We start from the raw sequence: 18,188 nt of genomic DNA, 5'->3' as shown, positions 1-18,188 counted from the left end.
ACATGTTAGAGCAACTGAAAGAAGAGGTATTCGAGGCCAATCTGGACCTGCCTAAGCATGGACTCGTCAAATACACCTGGGGCAATGTGAGCGCAGTTGACCGTGAGAAAGGCGTATTCGTCATCAAACCAAGCGGAGTCAGCTATGACAAAATGAAGCCTAGCGATATGGTCGTAGTGGATTTCGACGGTAACGTGGTTGAAGGGGAGATGAGACCTTCCTCGGATACACCGACACATGCCGTACTCTACAAGCATTATGCAGAAATCGGCGGCATCGTGCACACGCATTCGACCTGGGCGACCATCTGGGCGCAGGCCGGGCTGGATGTTGCTGTAATGGGAACGACACATGCCGACACCTTCTATGGCGCGGTACCCTGCGCCCGCTTCCTGACGCAGGAGGAGGTTGACCGCGGCTATGAAGCGGAGACCGGACGCGTGATCATTGAGACTTTTGAACAGCGGGGCCTTGATATTATGGCAGTTCCCGGCGTCTTGCTGAAAGGCCATGGCCCGTTCACCTGGGGGAAGAATGCCCATGATGCAGTGATGAACAGCGTGGTGCTGGAGGAAGTGTCCAAGATGAACCATTTTGCCCGCGAGCTGAACCATTTCGCTGAAGAACTGCCGCAGCGGATTCTGGATAAACACTATCTGCGCAAGCATGGCAAAGGCGCTTATTACGGTCAGAAATAATCTGATTTATATATTATCTAAGAGAAGAGGATGAATCATATGTCAACAGTAAGTGCTAAGCAATTCTGGTTTGTTGTAGGATCACAGCATCTGTACGGAGAAGAAGCCCTCGGTGAAGTTAAAGCTCATGCACAGGAAATGACGGATGCCCTCAATAACAGCGGTGTGCTTCCTTATCCGTTGGTACTGCAGGATCTGGCGGTCACCGCAGACAAAATCACTTCGATCATGAAAGAAGTCAACTACCGTGACGAGGTTGCCGGTGTGATCACCTGGATGCATACCTTCTCCCCGGCCAAAATGTGGATCCGCGGCACGAAGCTGCTGCAGAAGCCGCTTCTGCACCTGGCTACGCAGTACAATGAGAGCATTCCTTGGGCAACACTTGATATGGACTTCATGAACCTGAACCAGGCTGCCCATGGCGACCGTGAATACGGGTTCATTAATGCCCGCCTGAAGAAACAGAACAAAGTGGTAGTAGGGTACTGGGAACGCGCCGAAGTCCAGAAGCAAATTGCGGAATGGATGGACGTTGCCGTTGCGTATAACGAAAGCTTCAATATCAAAGTGGCCCGCTTCGGCGACAACATGCGTAACGTGGGCGTTACCGAAGGCGACAAGGTAGAAGCCCAGATTCAGTTCGGCTGGACCGTGGATTACTTCGGGATCGGCGACCTGGTTGCTTATGTAAACGAAGTGAAGGAAGAAGAAATTGATGCGCTGTTCGCTGAATATGCAGAGCAGTATGAATTTGATTACGGTTCGTACAGCAAAGAAGCATGGGAAGCCAGCGTGAAGGTACAGGCCAGCTATGAAATTGCCCTCAAACGCTTCCTGGATGCCGGCAACTACAATGCGTTCACTTCGAACTTCGAAGACCTGCACGGCATGAAGCAGCTTCCGGGTCTTGCCGTTCAGCGTCTGATGGCACAAGGCTACGGCTTCGCCGGCGAAGGGGACTGGAAGACAGCAGCTCTGGACCGCCTGATGAAGGTGATGAGCCACAACCTGAACACCGGATTCATGGAAGATTACACCTACGAAATGGCTGCCGGCCAGGAAGCGATTCTGCAGTCCCACATGCTTGAGGTTGACCCAAGCCTGGCCAGCAACAAGCCGAAGGTGCTTGTGTCTCCGCTGGGTATCGGCGACCGCGAAGATCCGGCCCGTCTCGTATTCGACGGCAAGGCCGGCGAAGGCGTTGTGGTATCGATGGCTGACTTCGGCACGCATTACAAGCTGCTGATCAATGAAGTTACTGCCTTCGAACCGACGGTTCCGGCCCCGAATCTTCCAGTGGCCCGCGTGCTCTGGCAGGTAAAGCCTAACTTCCAGGATGGGGTTAAGGCTTGGATCGAGAATGGCGGTGGTCACCATACCGTGGTATCGCTGAACCTGACGACAGATCAGATCGTTACCTATGCCAAGCTGGTGGGCCTGGAATACGTGATTATTAAGTAATTGAGTTACTTGTTAAAGTAAACAGCGAGTAGATGTTAAAAAGAGCGAAGGGGCATATAGCCCTCTCGCTCTTTTTGTTTGGCAGGTGCAGATATGGTGAATACGGAGGTAAGTTAAAGGAAATCTGCTTGCTCCGCCGGGAAGCGTGTGCCGAATGTATGCGAAAATCCGAACACAATGCGCCAGCGCGGCGGGGTGTGAGCCAATGTACGCGAAAAACCGAACACAATGCACCAGCGCGGCGGTGTGTGGGCCAATGTACGCGAAAAACCGAACACAATGCGCCAGCGCGGCGGTGTGTGGGCTAATGTACGCGAAAAACCGAACACGATGCGCCAGCGCGGCGGGGTGTGGGCCAATGTACGCGAAAAACCGAACACAATGCGCCAGCGCGGCGGTGTGTGGGCCAATGTACGCGAAAAACCGAACACAATGCGCCAGCGCGGCGGTGTATGGGCCAATGTACGCGAAAAACCGAACACAATGCGCCAGCGCGGCGGAGTGTGAGCCAATGTACGCGAAAAACCGAACACAATGCGCCAGCGTGCCGGGGTGTGAGCCAATGTACGCGAAAAACCGAACACAATGCGCCAGCGCGGCGGGGTGTGGGCCAATGTACGCGAAAAACCGAACACAATGCGCCAGCGCGGCGGGGTGTGAGCCAGTGTACGCGAAAAACCGAACACAATGCGCCGGCGCGGCGATGTGTGAGCCAATGTATGCGAAAATCCGAACACAATGCGCCAGCGTGGCGGGGTGTGAGCCCAATGTACGCGAAAAACCGAACACAATGCGCCAGCGTGGCGGTGTGTGGGCTAATGTACGCGAAAAACCGAACACAATGCACCAGCGCGGCGGGGTGTGAGCCAATGTACGCGAAAAACCGAACACAATGCACCAGCGCGGCGGTGTGTGAGCCAATGTACGCGAAAAACCGAACACAATGCGCCAGCGCGGCGGAGTGTGAGCCAATGTAAGCGAAAAACCGAACACGATGTCCCCGCCCGGCGGTTCGTATGCCCTATCGCGCCGCTCGCGCCGCTCACTTCTTATTCCGTGCGCGGTAGTGCTGCGGCGTTACGCCGACCATCCGCTTAAACAGGTTGGAGAAGCTGCCCAGGCTGGTGTATCCTACCTGCTCTGCAATGTCTGTAATCTTGAGTTCGGTCTCCTCAAGCAATTGCTTGGCCTTCTGCAGGCGTTCCTGAATAATCACATCTGACATGGACAGGCCGGTCTCTTTCTTGAACAGCCGGGATAAATAGGCCGGGTTCAGATACACATGTGCCGCGAGTTCATCCCGGGTAATCTCTTCACTTAGACGGGAGCGGATATATTGTCTGATCTTGGTGACCGTGGCCGAGGAGACATTATGGCTTGTCTGCAATAATCGTAAAGCGGCGCCCAGACAATCCATCGCCCAGTTCTGCAAAGAGGCGGAGTGCTTCGGATAGTTCTCCTTATCCATCAGCGTCTTCAGCTCCGCAGAGGCGTGTGCAGATAAGCCTTTTTTGGCCAGAACAGTATGGAGAATGAAGAGAATGCCGTGGATGAGCTGACGGTGCAGCTCGCTTGTCCAGCGGTCAGGCCCGATATTTACGAACCATAGCGTGACGCGGCGCTCCAGCTCCTCCAGCTCGCCAAGCTCCAGGATGGTCGCCCACTCCCCGAATAAATGTATGGGAGCTGCCAGCGGCAAGGCATCCAGCGGTTTATCCTTAGCATACGCGGAATCATCAGGCCCGAACACTTGACGCGAACGGTTTAGATTGCCCTGCTCCCGTTCGGTGACGTAAGTGTAAGCACTCAAGATCTCAGGCAGTAATACGCCTGGACTGATGTAGACCGACAAGGAGCAATGCAGCAGCCGCTCGCAGGTATCCAGGAAGGTCTGGCAGTTCTGTTTAAGCGTGTGCCGGACAGCATTCAAGTCGCCTCTCACGTAGATAACCGCCAGGTTGTGGCCTATCTGATCCTGCAGCACAGTGCCTTCCAGCCCGCTTAGCAGCAGCTCTTCTGCCAAATTGCGCAGCGCATACTCCATGATGGTCTCATCCCGTGCACTGAGGTTCTCCTTCCATTGCTCCAGACCTAACAACGCGATGAAGTAACGGTCGTCCGGCTGCAGATCTAAATCGTAGGTGTTTGCGGAGATCTGCAACGATTCCAGGGCGGGGGCTGCCCGCTGTCTAAGAATATCCTGCCAGAACCGCTCCACCAGCAACGGCAGCTGATGCTCCCATTTCCTCCGGTAATCCCCGATAAGCGCTTCGAACTGCTGCTGTTCCTTCTGTTTATTGATTTCAGCCAGGGCTGTGCTTGCCACCTTCATTAATTCCCCGTAATCTACGGGCTTCAGCAAATAATGAAATGCCCCATGGTGGATGGCCCGCTGCGCATATTCGAAATCGGCATGACAAGTAAGCATAATCGTCAGCGTACCGGGAGAGTACTGTTTGACCCAGGCCAGCAATTCCAAGCCGCTTCTCCCGGGCATTTCGATATCGCAGATCAACAAATCTACGGTTTGCTGCTCCAGGCAGGCAATCGCCTGATCCACATTCTCCGCAAGACAGACATCCTCTACTTGCAAAGCGCTCCAGTTCACACCCTGCTGCAGTCCAAGCAAGGCGAAATATTGATCATCGACGATTAGAACTCTGTACATACGAATATCACAGCCCCCTTTGAACAGGTAGTCTTATCTCCACAACCGCCCCTCCGTCAGGAGCATTGTGGAAGGTGAGTCTTGCCCGGTTGTTATAGAACATCAGCATGCGTCTGTACACATTCCATATGCCCAGATGGCGGTCTGTAGGTTTTTTCTCATACAAGCCAAGATTGAGCATGTCAAGCTGGTGTGCGGAGAAGCCCGGCCCGGAATCCCTGATCTGAATGGCAATGCAGGAATCGCTGTTCTCCCGGGCTTCTTCACAAACCGTGATCCCAACCTTAAAGGGCTTGGTATTGTTGATGAAACCATGCTTGATGGCATTCTCTACAAAGGGCTGAATCAGCAGTGGGGGAATGAGTGTGTACTCAAGCTCCTTGGGGAGCTGAACCTGATAGGACAGCTTGTTCGGATACATGACCATTTGAATCTCAATATAGTTTTGAATGTGATTTAACTCGCTCAGGAGTGGAATCCAGGTGTCATTGGTATTCATAATGAATCTGAAATGGGAGACCAGATGTCCAATCATTTTTTTGATCAGCGAATATTGCTTAAGCTCTACCAGATGAAAGACGATATTCAAGGAGTTCATGAAAAAATGGGGGTTGATCTGTGCCTGAAGGTGCTTGAGTTCCGCCTGCTGCACCTTCATCTGCTCCTCATACACATCAATCTTGAGATTGCCGATCTGCTCGGCCATCTGGTTGAATTGCTGGGTAATAATCTGAAACTCCCTGCTATTGCCTTCCTTGAGCCGGTATTCCAGTTGTCCCTTCCCCAGGATGCGCATTCCGCTGGTCAATTGCTGGATGGGCTTGAACACAAGCCGGCTGAGTAGAGCCAGAAGGATGGCCATGATGATAATAATAGCGATAGGAATGACTTTGATGATCCGCTGGAAGATCGGCAGCTCGTCCAGAATGGACTTCTCATCCAGCAGAATGAAGACATTCAGATTGGAATATTGTGAAGGCTTGTCAATCAGCAGATAATGATTGCCGTTGCTGAGACGAATTGATGCATCCACGGGATGGGCAGGATTATCGAGATGTCTGCGGATGAGTGCGAGATCCTCATCACCGAATTGGCCCCATAACAATTTGCCGTCATTGCTGACCATGCCGATCTGTTCGCTGCCTCCTGTAGACTCTAGCTGGGTCAAAGGCTGTGCCAGGGAGTCAATGCTGACCAGAACCCCCATCAGGAGCCGTCCGCTCTTGTCCGGCAGTACCTTGAATAACACGGGCTCTCCGCCAATGGTCACGGTCTCCCACTTCAGGGAAGCCTGAAGATTAGGAGTCTTAAGGCGCGAGGACAGTCCGGAAGTAATCATCTCTTTCTCCTGATAATACTCTCTCTGGCTGCTGAGGAATAACTCCTCCCGGTCCTGATGGTAGACGAACACACTGCGGATGATGGTGTAGTAGCTGACATCGCTATACCACTGGTCCATAAGCTTGCGGATGGACAGATAATAATTGACACTGTCGGGGCCGCTGTCGGAATACAGCTCCAGCAGCATGTTCTCATTGGCCGTACGCAGCAGATAATGGCTGGTCTGCTCCAGCAGCTCATCGAGTGTACCTAAGTGAAGGGTCAGTGTATCCGAAGCGGACTTCGCAACCTTCTCCCGGACAATGTTGGTGGAATAGATATTGGTATAAGAGAGGAAGAGGAACAGCGGCGTGACCAGCAGTAAGACAAGTGCACTCACTTTGAATCGCAATGATAATTTCACAGTCTCACCCCTCAGGTACATTTGCGCCCCGGCAGCAGGAAAGGGGAGGGACAGAAACCGTCCTTCCCCCGAGCCTATTTATTTAGGATTGTTTTGCTTTCCAGGCATCGTATTGCTTCTGAACCTCGGCACGGATCTCTTCAATTCCGTTGGCCTTCAGCTTCTTATTATATTCCTCAAGCACCTTGTCTACACCCAGACTGCCCGTTTCCAGCAGCGGGCGGAATTCCTTGATAATATTGCTGACCACGGAGACCTGTGTTTTGACAGCGTCGGTATTGAAGTTGAAGCCGAAGGACTTCACTTTATGGGCGCTCTCGTTATAGGCCTTGAACTTCTCCCATTTATCGGCATTTTCGCCTTCCCACAGATAGGTTATGGTCTGGTTACCGAACATCCATTCAATGCCCGGCGCCCAGCCTGTATCGGCACGGGTAGCAATGCCGTCAGGGAGCTTGATGAAGTTATCCTTGCCTTCTACCTTAACATACTGCCGGCCTTCTACGCCGAAGTCAATCAGGTTGACCAGAACCGGGTCGGTATGCAGCAGGTTCAGCAGCATCATCGTCCGCTCCGGATCAATGGAGGTACGTCCAATGGCCATCATAGAGTTACTGACGCTGGCTGTACTGATCTCGGGTTCATTACCCTTCAGCTTCACCAGCTCAATGCCGGTGGCGATGGAATCTTCCTTGTCGGAGTCCGGTTTGTCTGAACCGAATTTCATCCAGGTTTTCCCTGCCTTGAAAGCGTCTTCAGTACTGGTTTTGGTCGTTGCGGCATCCTTGTTGATATACCCCTTGCTGAACCAGTCGCCGTAGAGCTTCATCCGGTAGATGGCCGTGTCGGACTCCATGGAGCTGATAACCATCTTATCGGTCTTGGTATCGAGAACGATACCAGCAGGAGCGCCTGCAACCAGCTCATAACGGAAGTTTTCCTTCATGCTCTCTTTGGTTTTGTCGAAGTAGCCAAGCGTATCGGAGCCGCTGCCGGAGAGCCAGATCGGTGCAATGGCCGGTTCCTTCTCCTTGATGGTCTGCAGCCATGGCTCCAGATCCTCCAGCGTCTGGATAGAGTTCACATCGAATCCGTATTTATCGACCAGATCCTTCCGGAACATAATGGTATGGCTCTCGCCAATTTCCTTATTGGTGGGGATCGCATATATTTTGCCGTCTACCGTTCCGCCTTCAAGGAAACGGGGATCGAGGGTCTCCTTGATGCCTTGTCCATATTGGGCTAACAGATCATCAAGCGGCAGGAATGCGCCTTTGGCTACGTTGTTGGCGAAATCCGCCCAGTTAGGGGCAAAGGTCAGATCCACCTGTTCCCCGGATTGGTAAGCCAGCGCCATCTTCTCGGCCCAGGAGGACCAAGGAAGCCCCTGGAAGTCAATCTCGGCGTTGATCTTCTCCTTGAGATATTTATTGATCTCCTCCACAACCGCCTTGGTATCATTCTGCGGGAAGTTCCCAACCGTGTAAACGGTTAACTTCCGGTACGTTGAAATATCGGGGTTGCTGCCCTCCGTGCCTCCGGCCGCTGTGGCCTCTGCTGTCGATTCTGCCTTGGACGGGGTGGAAGCGTTAGAATTGCCGCCGCCGCACCCGGTAATGCCCAGTATCACGGCGGTCAGAGCAGCAAACACCGCGCCAGAGCTTCTGGTTGTTCTCATTTGTATGAACCTCCTCAATGATAATTAGATCATATATTCTAACCGGCATTTACGCCAGAGTCAGACCGGGTTAGCCTTTGATTGCCCCTATAGTAAGGCCTTTGGTGAAGTACTTCTGGAAGAAGGGATAGACGAACAGGATCGGGCCAATCGACACCACCACCATGGCCATCCGCAGGCTTTCGGTAGGAACCGACTCTTGTACGAGCAGGGCTACACCGCTTCCCGCCAATTGGTTCTTGAAGAACTCGGCCTGACGAATCATTTGAATCATGACGTATTGCAGGGAGTACTTGTCCGTGTCATTAATGAAGAGCATGGAGTTGAACCAGTCATTCCAATACGTCAGTGTAGTGAACAGACCAACGGTGGCAAGAACAGGCAGCGAGATCGGAAGCACCAGCTGGAAGAAAATCCGCCATTCCGAAGCCCCGTCCAATTTGCCGGATTCTATCATCTCTTCGGGAACCGTCTGCTGGAAGAAGGTGCGGGCAATGAAAATATAGAATGCGTTGGAGAGGCCGGGCAGGATCAGTGCAATCAGCGAGTCCTTCAGATCCAAATAATTAACGTACAGCAGGTAGAAAGGGACAAGCCCTCCCGAGAACAGCATAGTGATCAGCAGGTAGAAACTAAAAGCCTTTTTAAAGGGAAAGTCCTTCCGGTAGAGGGGGTACGCGTACAGAGCAATCAATAGTACTGCCAGAAGGGTTCCGGTAAGCGTAACGGTCAGGCTGATTCCATAAGCTTTGACCAGCGTCTGCGAATGGTTGAACAGATATTGGTAAGCGGTCAGGTCAATCTTCTCGGGCCAGAATTTATACCCCTGCAGCGTTAACGTTTTCTCGTTGGTTAAGGAAATGGCGACAATGAGCAGAATAGGCAGGATGCAGGCCAGACTGAAGGCAGTGAAGAAGATGTTCAGCACAATCTGGGCGCTCTTGGAGCCTTTGGGATAGGCGCGGGTTCGGGTTGCAGTAGTCATTAAGATCCTCCGTTCTAGAAAAGTGCCGTATCGCGGTTCAGCTTGCGGGCCAGACTGTTCGCCCCGATAACAAGGAAGAAGCCGATGACGGATTGATAAAAGTTCGCCGCAGAGGACATACCCAGATCATTGAGCTGAATTAACCCCCTGTATACATAGGTGTCGATGACATCCGTAGTGGAGCGCAGCGCACCGGAGTCCAGCGTAACGTGGTAGAACAGCCCGAAGTCGGAGCGGAAAATACCGCCCATGTTGAGAATGGTGAGAATGACCATGATAGGCGTAAGGAGCGGCAGCGTAATTCGGGTGATCTGCTGCCACTTGCTGGCGCCGTCCACCACCGCAGCTTCATACAGCTCCTCGCTGATGCCGGTGATCGCGGCCAGATAGATGACACTGCCGATGCCGATCGAGTGCCACATCTTGGTGAGCCACAGAATATAGGGCCATGCATTGGGATGCATATAAGCATTGACTGAGGAATGGCCGAACAAGGGCAGAATATGCTTGACCAGGAAGCCGTACTCCGGGTGCAGGAAGGCGTAGACTATGAAGCTGACGACAACCATGGACAAGAAATTCGGCATAATCATAACAGTCTGGAAGAAACGGGAGGCCAGCTTGCTGCGAACCTCGTTGATCGCAATGGCTAGGGATACAGAGAGGATGAGCCCTGAGATAATGAAGACAACGTTGTAGCCGATGGTGTTAATGGTCACGCGCAGGGCATCGGATGTGGCGAAGAGGAACCGGAAGTTGTCGAGTCCCGCCCATGGACTGCCCATAATGCCGTCAACATAGTTGATGTTCTTGAAAGCAATGAATAATCCGAACATCGGGATGTAACAGTTGATGAAAAAAATAATGGCGGTTGGCAGCAGCATGAGCAGCAGCACCCGGTATTTCACAATGTTCCGCAGCAAACGGCCAAAGCTGCCCTGCTGGTGTGAAAGGGGCTGCTTGGTCAAAGCTTTTACGGTTGAAGGATTTGCCATTGGTTCTAACCTCGCTCTACATAATCTGGATGAATTTATTATAGTAGAGGAGCAGATACGAATTCTCTCTTGCAGATGACCCCGTTTATTCAAAAGTTACCTCATGTTGAACTCTTGAACATTGCGACTTTTTTCACAGAATATCTCTCACATGCCGAGTAATATGTTAGAATATCAGAATGCATTAACGCTTCACCAATTTAATACACTACACGGGCTATGATTGCTATGGATCACACTATAGCAGGAGCAGCTTCTGGAGAGACTGCGGGAGACCGCAGCGCCGAAGGGTTCACAATCTCAGGCAAAAGGACAGAAGAGTACGGAATTTGTATTTGTTATGCTGATTAATTACGGTCAGCGGCGCAGATAGCTTATTTTGATATTCTTATGAACCGGGAGATTGGATGACATCCAATCTCTTTTTTATGTTATTTGGCAGCATAGCGTTGTACACATTAAGGGGGAAAATGGCAATGGCACAGACAGAATTAAAGAGAGATTTGGCGAACCGGCATGTACAGCTGATCGCTATTGGCGGCACGATTGGTACAGGGTTATTCCTGGGATCAGGCAGAGCGATTCAGCAGGCCGGCCCGTCCATTATGATCACGTATTTACTCGTGGGGATTGCCGTGTTTTTTGTGATGAGGGCGCTGGGTGAGCTGCTGCTCTCCAAAGCGGGTTATCAATCTTTTACAGACATTGCTGAGGACTATCTTGGGCCCCGGGCTGCGTTCATTACGGGCTGGACCTACTGGTTCTGCTGGATTATGACGGCGATGGCGGATGTGATTGCGGTGGGCGTCTATGTGCAGTACTGGTTCGATATCCCGCAGTGGGTACCGGCAGTCATCTGCCTGATTATTCTGCTCGGACTCAATCTGCTAACGGTCAAAAGCTTCGGCGAACTCGAATTCTGGTTTGCCCTAATCAAAGTCGTCACGATTCTTGCCTTAATCGGCCTGGGAATCATTCTGCTGGTCATCGGGTTCAAGACGGATGCAGGATCGGTGACGGTCCGCAATCTCTGGGAGCACGGGGGCGTGTTCCCTAACGGTGTCAAAGGCTTCTTATTTTCCTTCCAGATGGTTGTGTTCGCTTATGTCGGTGTGGAGCTTGTGGGTGTATCAGCCGCAGAAACAGCGGATCCGGAGAAAAATATCCCCTCGGCGATTAACAAGATTCCTCTGCGGATTCTCTTCTTCTATGTGGGCGCGCTCTTCGTGCTGCTGTGCATTAACCCGTGGACCCAGCTCAGTGCGGCTGAAAGTCCTTTTGTGCGAACCTTCAGTCTAGTCGGGATTCCAGTTGCTGCGGGCATTATCAATTTCGTCGTCTTAACCTCAGCGGCTTCCGCCTGCAACAGCGGGATGTTCTCGACCAGCCGGATTCTGTATAATCTGAGCCGAAGAGATCAGGCATCCCCGCAGCTCGGCAAGCTGAACCGAAATCATGTGCCCGCGAATTCGTTATTCATCTCTACACTTGTTATCTCTGCCGGGGCGCTGCTCAGCAAGCTCATTCCGGGTCAGGCTTTCGGCATCGTCACCACGATCAGCGCCATTTGCTTCATCTGGGTGTGGGGTGTTGTGCTCGTATGTCATATCAAATATAAGAAGAACCGCCCAGACTTACATGCCGCGTCCAAATTCAAAGCACCGTTCACACCGGTTATCAATTATGCGGTCTTAACGCTGTTTGTTGCTATTCTGATCATTATGCTGTTCGCAGATGAGACCCGTCCGGCGCTGCTGTTTACGCCGCTATGGTTCATTCTGTTATTCGTCCTGTACTCCATGCGAAGCAAGAAGGAGAAAAGTGATGCCGATGTTAGTATAATCAATACATGAGTGCAAGAATGTTCAAACGCTACTGACATGTTGTCAGCAGCGTTAATAAGGAGGAATCCGAAACATGAAGCATAGATTGCTCCAATATATGACCCGGCTGACCTCCCTCAGCGAAGAGGAGCAGCAGGCTATTCTGGATGAGATTCTTGTCGAGGAATACAGCAAGGGAACCATTCTGCTTAGGCAGGGTGAGGTTCCCGGAAACTGCTATTTCGTGTTAAAAGGCTGTGTGCGGCAGCATAGTGTAGACGTTACAGGCCGCGACATCACCTCGAACTTCTACACAGAGGAACAGGCGATCGCTATCTTCAATGCGCATAAAGAGGAGGCCTCGTTGGAATACAGCCTGACTTGTCTGGAGGACTGCGTACTGGTTGTCGGTGCGCTGAATACCGAGACGGAAATGTACGCCAGACACACACAGCTGGAGCTGATGACACGCCGGATGATCGAGGAGAATTTCGGACAGGTGCAGGCGGAATTCGCCGCCTTCATTGCGGCATCCCCTGAAGACCGACTCAAGGCACTGCTGCATCGGAGGCCCGGCCTGATCAGCCGCGTCCCCCAGCATCAGCTGGCCAGCTATCTCGGGATGACACCGGAGTCGCTCAGCCGGATTAAGAAGCGGCTTGAGCGCGAACACGCGCAGCCGGGACTTTGAACAGCAGCCAGATGCCAAGCCCCAGCTCCCCTGCGGTCATCGGCAGCATGAACACCCATTTGATAATTTGAAGGAATTCTACATACCCGGGCACAAGTGTGCCGCACAGATGAACCACAATATAGCCGAAGCCTGCCAGCAGCAGCAGCACACTGATGGGCTTCGGAATATTCTCCGACCATACCGCCAGCACACCGATAATCAGCAGATGCCCCCCGAACAGAATTAAACCAGCCGACCATACCGCTTCAAAAGCATGAAGAATAAGCATGACCTCGGCCTGCAGCTCCCCTCGTGTGAAACCGGAAAGCGCAACCTCCCTGTTACCGGTAAGAAGTGATACCATGATCAGACTGGAGACAGCAATCCCCAACACTGCCGTATAAGCCAGGCGCAGCCATGCTCCCAGCAGGGACAAGCCCGGATGCACAGGCTTCAGCACCAGATATAAGGCCCAGGCAGCTGCCACATCACAGGCCATAATCAGTACCCAGCCCAGAATCCCGGCCCTGAACAGCGACGGAGAGGCCTGAAGATTGGCGAAGGTTGCAGCGGCATCTCCATCCACTACCAGACTCCCATGGACATATCCGTACGAGAGCGCGGCAGCAACCGCCATTACAATGAGGGATATTCCCCCGGTTCGAGCCACTGCAGCAGACATTAACATAACCCCCTGATTGATTATTGATTGTGGTTATATTGTACTAAGGCGCCTGCAGGGCTTCATTGACTTAAGTTAAGAGGGCATGATTAATTTTAAATATTAAGTTTTTGAATAAAGGATAGTCATTGGAAAATGTCGAAGCGATTAATAAAGGAGAACCCACATCCATGAAGAACATTATCCGCTCCTTTGAAGATATAGTGAACCTGGCGCCGATCCTGAAAGCTGCCTTTCCCTACGACGTATCTATTGCTGTCTGTGATGTGGAGAAGTTCATCGCGTATTTCCCTGGTACGTCCATTGATCTGGGAATTCGGGCAGGGCAGATAATTCTCGCGGACGAACCTCTGTACCATGCGCTGAGAAATGATGAATTCTCGAAAGCTAATGTCCCTAAGGAGTACTACGGGTATGAATTCGCCGGGACGGTTCTTCCGGTACACGGAGAGGATGGAAGCGTCTGCGGGGCGGTCTGTATCCAGGTCCGCAGACAGACCGAACTGCGCGAAATCGCCGATCAGATCTCCGTCTCCCTAAATCAGGCACATGCCCGGATTGGGCATGTGGCAGAGGGCTCGGGACTGCTTGCCGATTACTCGCAGAAGCTGCTGCTCCAGTCAGAAACGACCGCCGAAAGTGTCAAAAAAAGCGATGAAGTGCTGGCTGTCCTCAGAAAGGTCGCCGACCAGACGAATCTGCTCGGGATTAATGCAGCCATTGAGGCCGCCCACGCCGGGGAAAAGGGGCGGGGATTCGATGTTGTAGCGAAAGAAATCCGCAAATTCTCGAAGGAAACCGAGCAGTCCGCGCAGCGGATCCGGGATACCCTGGGGGAGATCCAATCCGCGATGAAGCAGATCAGCCAATCCATCCATCAGATTGCGTCAGTCGGGCAGGAGCAGGCTGCTTCAACGAATGAAATCTCCAGCTTCATTGAGGAGATCCGGACGATGTCCGAGCAGCTGAACCAGTTCGCACAGAAGCTGTGAGGGAAGAGCGGCCATTCTAATAATTACAGATTCGCCAGAACAACGGCAAGCAGAGCAATGAAGGCCGGGAGGCCTTGAACCAAAAGAATGGATTTCTTGGCCGTGATGCCGCCATAGATGGCTGCAACTGCAACACAGATCAGGAAGAACAATTGAAGCTGAACACTGAAGGTATCGTTCGGATGCAGCAGGCTCCAGACTAGACCGGCCGCCAGAAAGCCGTTATACAATCCCTGGTTGGCAGCCAGCGATTTCGTTTCCCGGGCGAACTGCGGGGTGGTGCCGAACGATTTTTGCGCCCGCGGGGTAGTCCACAGGAACATTTCCAGCACTAGAATATACACATGCTCCAGTGCAACTAGGGCCACGAGTATTACACTCACCATCATCATAGTAAATCCCTCTTTTCATAATTATGTAAGATTGATCAACGGAAAAATTAAATTGTTTAAAATATAATTTTACACTGTCTAAATATAGCCAAATTCTGCAATTTTGTCAATTTGGAATCCATAAATTCCTTGAGGAGGCAAAACCGTTGTACCTAAGAATGCTGACATCTGTGGATGCGGAGGTTTACCGCGAGCTTCGGCTACAGTCGCTGCGGCTGCATCCGGAAGCCTATCTCAGCTCCTATGAATCGGAAAAGAAGCTGTCTATAGTCACCACCCGCATCAGGCTGGAGCCCTCGGAGAATAATTTCACACTGGGAGCTTTTGATGGTGAGGAGAAGCTGGTGGGTATCGTCACTTTCTTCCGGGAGAGCCGGCCCAAAATTGATCATAAAGCTAATATATATTCAGTATATGTGGATTCGGATGTCCGTAAACAAGGAGTGGGCCGCCGCTTGATGGTGGAGCTGATTGCCCGGGCGAGGCAGTTGCCGGGGCTCGAAATTCTGAATTTAACGGTAACCTCGAATAATGTAGCTGCCAAAAGACTATACGAATCTCTTGGATTCATCTGCTATGGCACAGAGCCGAAGGCGATGAAGCTTGGGGATGAATATCTGGATGAAGACCTGATGATTCTGATGCTGTAGCCTCTATCGTGTTGACAAGCATCCGGGCGGCGATCATAGAATATGCCAAAAAGCACAAGCCGTTGACTTGTGCTTTTTGAGCTGACTATAGCTGGCGGGAAATTGGAATGTTCCGGGTATTATTGATGGGCAGCAGCCCGTTTCAGGATCTCCTGAACCTGGCTAACCATAGCGGCCGCGTCTGTACGGGTGATTCCAGCCTGCGGATTGAACTTGCCGTCAGCATCCAGCTTCACGATCTTCAAGGCAATGGCCGTCTGAATGGCTCCCGAGTTCAGGATATTGATCTTGTCATTATCCTTGATCTCTACCGGAATCAGATTCAGCAGCGGCAGCTGGCCGCTGGTCTGGAGGGTATGCACCAGCAGGTAAGTGAACGATTCGCGGGACATGCTGGCTGCCGGATCAATCTTGATCTGCAGGTCCGCCTTCGGTCCTGCGGCTTCCTTGATCAGTTGAACAGCTTGCTCAGCCGTGAGAACTTCGCTCTCTGCTGCGGGTGCTTGATGAGTCTTCAAGTATTCCACCGCTTTATTCACGATATCCGTACCGGCGGTGCGTGTAATATCACCCTTTGGATTGAAATTGCCGGACTCATCCAGTGTAACGAAGCCAAGCGCCAGCGCGGTTTGAATAGCGCCCGAATTGGAGATATCCATCTGACTCGCATCCTTGACTTCAACCGGAATGAGCTTGATCATCGGCAGCTGTCCGCTGGTCTGGAGGGTATGCACCAGCAGGTAGGTGAACGATTCGCGGGACATGCTGGCTGCCGGATCAATCTTGATCTGCAGGTCCGCCTTCGGTCCTGCGGCTTCCTTGATCAGTTGAACAGCCTCTTCGGCAGTAAGCGTCTCACTCACCGCAGCCGGTGCCGGATGTGCCTTCAGATACGCCAGCGCATTGCTGATCGCTACAGCTGCTTCGGCGCGGGAGATTTCCTGCTTGGGGTTTAGCTTGCCACTGGCGTCCAGCTTCAGGACACCGTAGTTCAGGGCGCGCTGGATCGAACCGGAATATTCGGCTTTGACCTGATCCTGGTCCTTATAATCAATAACAACCGGCTTGATCATCGGCAGCTGGCCGCTGGCTTCGATCGCATCAATGAGCTGGTGCGTGAATTCTTCACGTGTCAGCTTCTGGTTTGGCTTCAGGTCGGCGGGCAGATCCAGCCCGTGGACACCGGCAATAATGAGCGCCTCTGCATACCAGGCGGAATCATTGGCATTCTTGAAATAGTCGGTGGCATGCGGCTCCTTCACGAACCGGATCAGATCCAGGTTCAGGTTAAGAGCATTTACGATCATCTGTACACCTTCAGCCTCAGAGATGCTGATATTTGGGCCGAACAGATCTTGGCTGATCCCTTTGATCAGGCCGCTATTCTGCAGTGCAATAATCTTGTCTTTATCCTGCACATTATTAATATCCTTGAAGGTTGCCGCAGAAGCGAACTGTTGCCCCGCGAAGCTGAGCGCCAGTGCAGCAGCAGCAGACATAGTAATGATCTTGAATGTGTTCTTCATTGTCAGTCACCTCGTAGAGTAGTTTGTGGTTTATTTGTGATCTTAGACGTGCCGCCCTGCAAAAAGGTTACAGCAGGATTTAATTTATCAAACCTAATAAACCCCGAGCCCTGTCTTAATGTTAGTATTGTTTGCTCAGACAAAGCTCCCGCCAATTCATAAGCCATTTGTACTGTTCATCGCAAAATTCCTTCGATACCGACTGCAAGCCCTGGCAGCGGACAATTCTGGAGATGATCTGATAATGTCTGACCGCAATGAAATCCAATACGGCTAAGCACTCCTTGTCACTCAAGGTCCGCAGCTTACTATATCCGGAATAGAACTGTTCAAACAGACGCCGGGTGTCATCATACATGGACTCGTGAAATTGATTAAAGTGAGTGTTATCAGACATATAGGCAACATCCATGGCCGGATAATCCCCTGAAGCGTCATCGAAGTCCATAAGGACGTATTGCCCGCGGCTGTCCCTGAGCATGTTGCCTGTATGCAGATCGCCATGACAAAAGTGTCTGGGTAGCTCTGACATACGGCTCCATAGTTCATTGCCATAGTGTTCGAGCGCAGTAACGGACTCGGAAGCACAGTCCAGTTCGCGCATAATGGAGAGATAGTCACCGATGTAGTCGGTTTTTGTCCGGTGGATCAGTTCATCCGGGTAGCCCTGCATAAGCTGATGCAGTTCGCCGGTTTGTTGACCGATAACCTCTGCTTCGGCTATCCCATCGGGCGTAGCCCCCTCGGCATAGCGGAAGAGCACCGCTGCCTGCAAGCCATCCTGAGCTTCAAGAAGGATATGACTCTCCTGCCCCGCCGTCCGCAGAACAGTAACGGCAGGATAAGAATGAGCCTCTAAATAATCAAGAATACGGACGGACTGCAGGGCATCGGCTGTCTTGAAGCTGCGGTATATTTTGAGTACATAACGCTTACCTTCGCCCTCTGCGAAATACACCCCGCCGATCATCTCCCGGTGAAGCCGGAGCTGCTCAATACGGAGCGGGTAGGAGCGGTTAATCTCGCGGATAAGATGATCATAATCCATCGGCGGTATCCCCTTTTGACGAATTGTTCTAACTGTTATTCATTATCCTGCTTGGCGAAACCGGATGTATAGAGAAAGCTTAGCTATAATTAAAGTTACAATAGGGAACAGCCCCGCAGACAAAAGTTAAGCCACCCGGTTTCCTGAGCCGGGTGGCTTATGTGTATTCG

The 18,188-nt window shown here is 51.9% G+C and carries 16 protein-coding genes and 1 riboswitch; of the genes, 6 read left to right on the top strand and 10 right to left on the bottom strand.

Annotated elements, in window-relative coordinates; all coding sequences use genetic code 11:
- Positions 1 to 2: 2 nt before the first annotated feature.
- Both R50912_RS32250 and araA read left to right on the top strand, forming a co-directional pair.
- On the top strand, positions 3 to 698 hold the full coding sequence (locus tag R50912_RS32250; RefSeq protein ID WP_042240989.1) for an L-ribulose-5-phosphate 4-epimerase: 696 nt from the start codon (positions 3 to 5) through the stop codon (positions 696 to 698).
- A gap of 39 nt (positions 699 to 737) precedes the next feature.
- A complete protein-coding gene (araA, locus tag R50912_RS32245; protein WP_042240987.1) occupies positions 738 to 2,162 on the top strand; it encodes an L-arabinose isomerase in 1,425 nt (474 codons plus the stop codon).
- A gap of 113 nt (positions 2,163 to 2,275) precedes the next feature.
- Here araA and R50912_RS35460 read toward each other — a convergent pair whose 3' ends face one another.
- From R50912_RS35460 to R50912_RS32215, 6 genes are all read right to left on the bottom strand, one after another.
- Positions 2,276 to 2,899 carry a hypothetical protein gene (locus tag R50912_RS35460; RefSeq protein WP_197073014.1) on the bottom strand — a complete coding sequence of 208 codons (624 nt, stop codon included), beginning with the start codon at positions 2,897 to 2,899 and terminating at the stop codon, positions 2,276 to 2,278.
- A 305-nt stretch (positions 2,900 to 3,204) separates the two neighbouring features.
- Complete coding sequence (locus tag R50912_RS32235; RefSeq protein WP_042240982.1) at positions 3,205 to 4,830, bottom strand: response regulator; 1,626 nt, start codon at positions 4,828 to 4,830, stop codon at positions 3,205 to 3,207.
- A gap of 7 nt (positions 4,831 to 4,837) precedes the next feature.
- Entirely contained in the window at positions 4,838 to 6,574 is a 1,737-nt protein-coding gene (locus R50912_RS32230; RefSeq protein WP_042240980.1) for a sensor histidine kinase, read from the bottom strand.
- Positions 6,575 to 6,656: 82 nt separating this feature from the next.
- Complete coding sequence (locus R50912_RS32225; RefSeq protein WP_042240978.1) at positions 6,657 to 8,252, bottom strand: ABC transporter substrate-binding protein; 1,596 nt, start codon at positions 8,250 to 8,252, stop codon at positions 6,657 to 6,659.
- Between the two features lie 70 nt (positions 8,253 to 8,322).
- Entirely contained in the window at positions 8,323 to 9,237 is a 915-nt protein-coding gene (locus tag R50912_RS32220; protein WP_042240975.1) for a carbohydrate ABC transporter permease, read from the bottom strand.
- 14 nt (positions 9,238 to 9,251) lie between these two features.
- Positions 9,252 to 10,232, bottom strand: coding sequence for an ABC transporter permease (locus tag R50912_RS32215; RefSeq protein ID WP_042240972.1), 981 nt, complete (start codon positions 10,230 to 10,232; stop codon positions 9,252 to 9,254).
- Positions 10,233 to 10,478: 246 nt separating this feature from the next.
- Positions 10,479 to 10,558: riboswitch (glycine riboswitch) on the top strand.
- A gap of 150 nt (positions 10,559 to 10,708) precedes the next feature.
- Here R50912_RS32215 and R50912_RS32210 point away from each other — a divergent pair.
- Together R50912_RS32210 and R50912_RS32205 are read left to right on the top strand one after the other, a co-directional pair.
- Positions 10,709 to 12,085: an amino acid permease gene (locus R50912_RS32210; protein ID WP_042240969.1), complete on the top strand. Its 1,377-nt coding sequence runs from the start codon at positions 10,709 to 10,711 to the stop codon at positions 12,083 to 12,085.
- Positions 12,086 to 12,149: 64 nt separating this feature from the next.
- Positions 12,150 to 12,746 (top strand): Crp/Fnr family transcriptional regulator, encoded by a 597-nt coding sequence (locus R50912_RS32205; protein WP_042240966.1) that lies wholly within the window; start codon positions 12,150 to 12,152, stop codon positions 12,744 to 12,746.
- Here R50912_RS32205 and R50912_RS32200 read toward each other — a convergent pair.
- Positions 12,703 to 13,410 (bottom strand): DUF4386 domain-containing protein, encoded by a 708-nt coding sequence (locus R50912_RS32200; RefSeq protein WP_042240963.1) that lies wholly within the window; start codon positions 13,408 to 13,410, stop codon positions 12,703 to 12,705. The genes R50912_RS32205 and R50912_RS32200 overlap by 44 nt on opposite strands.
- 170 nt (positions 13,411 to 13,580) lie before the next feature.
- Between R50912_RS32200 and R50912_RS32195 the strand changes: the two genes are divergently transcribed.
- A complete protein-coding gene (locus R50912_RS32195) occupies positions 13,581 to 14,402 on the top strand; it encodes a methyl-accepting chemotaxis protein (protein ID WP_042240959.1) in 822 nt (273 codons plus the stop codon).
- A gap of 23 nt (positions 14,403 to 14,425) precedes the next feature.
- Here the strand turns inward: R50912_RS32195 and R50912_RS32190 are convergent, their stop codons facing one another.
- On the bottom strand, positions 14,426 to 14,794 hold the full coding sequence (locus R50912_RS32190) for a DUF1304 domain-containing protein (RefSeq protein WP_042240955.1): 369 nt from the start codon (positions 14,792 to 14,794) through the stop codon (positions 14,426 to 14,428).
- Between the two features lie 146 nt (positions 14,795 to 14,940).
- Between R50912_RS32190 and R50912_RS32185 the strand changes: the two genes are divergently transcribed.
- A complete protein-coding gene (locus R50912_RS32185) occupies positions 14,941 to 15,444 on the top strand; it encodes a GNAT family N-acetyltransferase (RefSeq protein ID WP_042240954.1) in 504 nt (167 codons plus the stop codon).
- A 119-nt stretch (positions 15,445 to 15,563) separates the two neighbouring features.
- On the opposite strand, the gene R50912_RS33935 is transcribed toward R50912_RS32185, so the two are convergent.
- Together R50912_RS33935 and R50912_RS32175 are read right to left on the bottom strand one after the other, a co-directional pair.
- On the bottom strand, positions 15,564 to 16,970 hold the full coding sequence (locus R50912_RS33935) for an S-layer homology domain-containing protein (protein ID WP_063840089.1): 1,407 nt from the start codon (positions 16,968 to 16,970) through the stop codon (positions 15,564 to 15,566).
- Between the two features lie 121 nt (positions 16,971 to 17,091).
- On the bottom strand, positions 17,092 to 18,018 hold the full coding sequence (locus R50912_RS32175) for a phosphotransferase enzyme family protein (RefSeq protein ID WP_042240951.1): 927 nt from the start codon (positions 18,016 to 18,018) through the stop codon (positions 17,092 to 17,094).
- Positions 18,019 to 18,188 lie beyond the last annotated feature (170 nt).

It is taken from the genome of Paenibacillus sp. FSL R5-0912 (assembly GCF_000758605.1).
Lineage (GTDB): Bacteria > Bacillota > Bacilli > Paenibacillales > Paenibacillaceae > Paenibacillus_AQ.
The sequence above is the reverse complement of the archived record's forward strand: the minus strand, read 5'-3'. Positions and strand labels throughout refer to the sequence as shown.

Bases quoted from the DNA above. Each gene is read 5' to 3' on its own strand.
- R50912_RS32190 (WP_042240955.1), bottom strand. From the start codon at position 14,794: ATGATGATGGTGAGTGTAATACTCGTGGCCCTAGTTGCACTGGAGCAT.
- R50912_RS32250 (WP_042240989.1), top strand. From the start codon at position 3: ATGTTAGAGCAACTGAAAGAAGAGGTATTCGAGGCCAATCTGGACCTG.
- R50912_RS32200 (WP_042240963.1), bottom strand. From the start codon at position 13,410: ATGTCTGCTGCAGTGGCTCGAACCGGGGGAATATCCCTCATTGTAATG.
- R50912_RS32175 (WP_042240951.1), bottom strand. From the start codon at position 18,018: ATGGATTATGATCATCTTATCCGCGAGATTAACCGCTCCTACCCGCTC.
- R50912_RS32210 (WP_042240969.1), top strand. From the start codon at position 10,709: ATGGCACAGACAGAATTAAAGAGAGATTTGGCGAACCGGCATGTACAG.
- R50912_RS32195 (WP_042240959.1), top strand. From the start codon at position 13,581: ATGAAGAACATTATCCGCTCCTTTGAAGATATAGTGAACCTGGCGCCG.
- R50912_RS33935 (WP_063840089.1), bottom strand. From the start codon at position 16,970: ATGAAGAACACATTCAAGATCATTACTATGTCTGCTGCTGCTGCACTG.
- R50912_RS32235 (WP_042240982.1), bottom strand. From the start codon at position 4,830: ATGTACAGAGTTCTAATCGTCGATGATCAATATTTCGCCTTGCTTGGA.
- araA (WP_042240987.1), top strand. From the start codon at position 738: ATGTCAACAGTAAGTGCTAAGCAATTCTGGTTTGTTGTAGGATCACAG.
- R50912_RS32215 (WP_042240972.1), bottom strand. From the start codon at position 10,232: ATGGCAAATCCTTCAACCGTAAAAGCTTTGACCAAGCAGCCCCTTTCA.
- R50912_RS32220 (WP_042240975.1), bottom strand. From the start codon at position 9,237: ATGACTACTGCAACCCGAACCCGCGCCTATCCCAAAGGCTCCAAGAGC.
- R50912_RS32225 (WP_042240978.1), bottom strand. From the start codon at position 8,252: ATGAGAACAACCAGAAGCTCTGGCGCGGTGTTTGCTGCTCTGACCGCC.
- R50912_RS32205 (WP_042240966.1), top strand. From the start codon at position 12,150: ATGAAGCATAGATTGCTCCAATATATGACCCGGCTGACCTCCCTCAGC.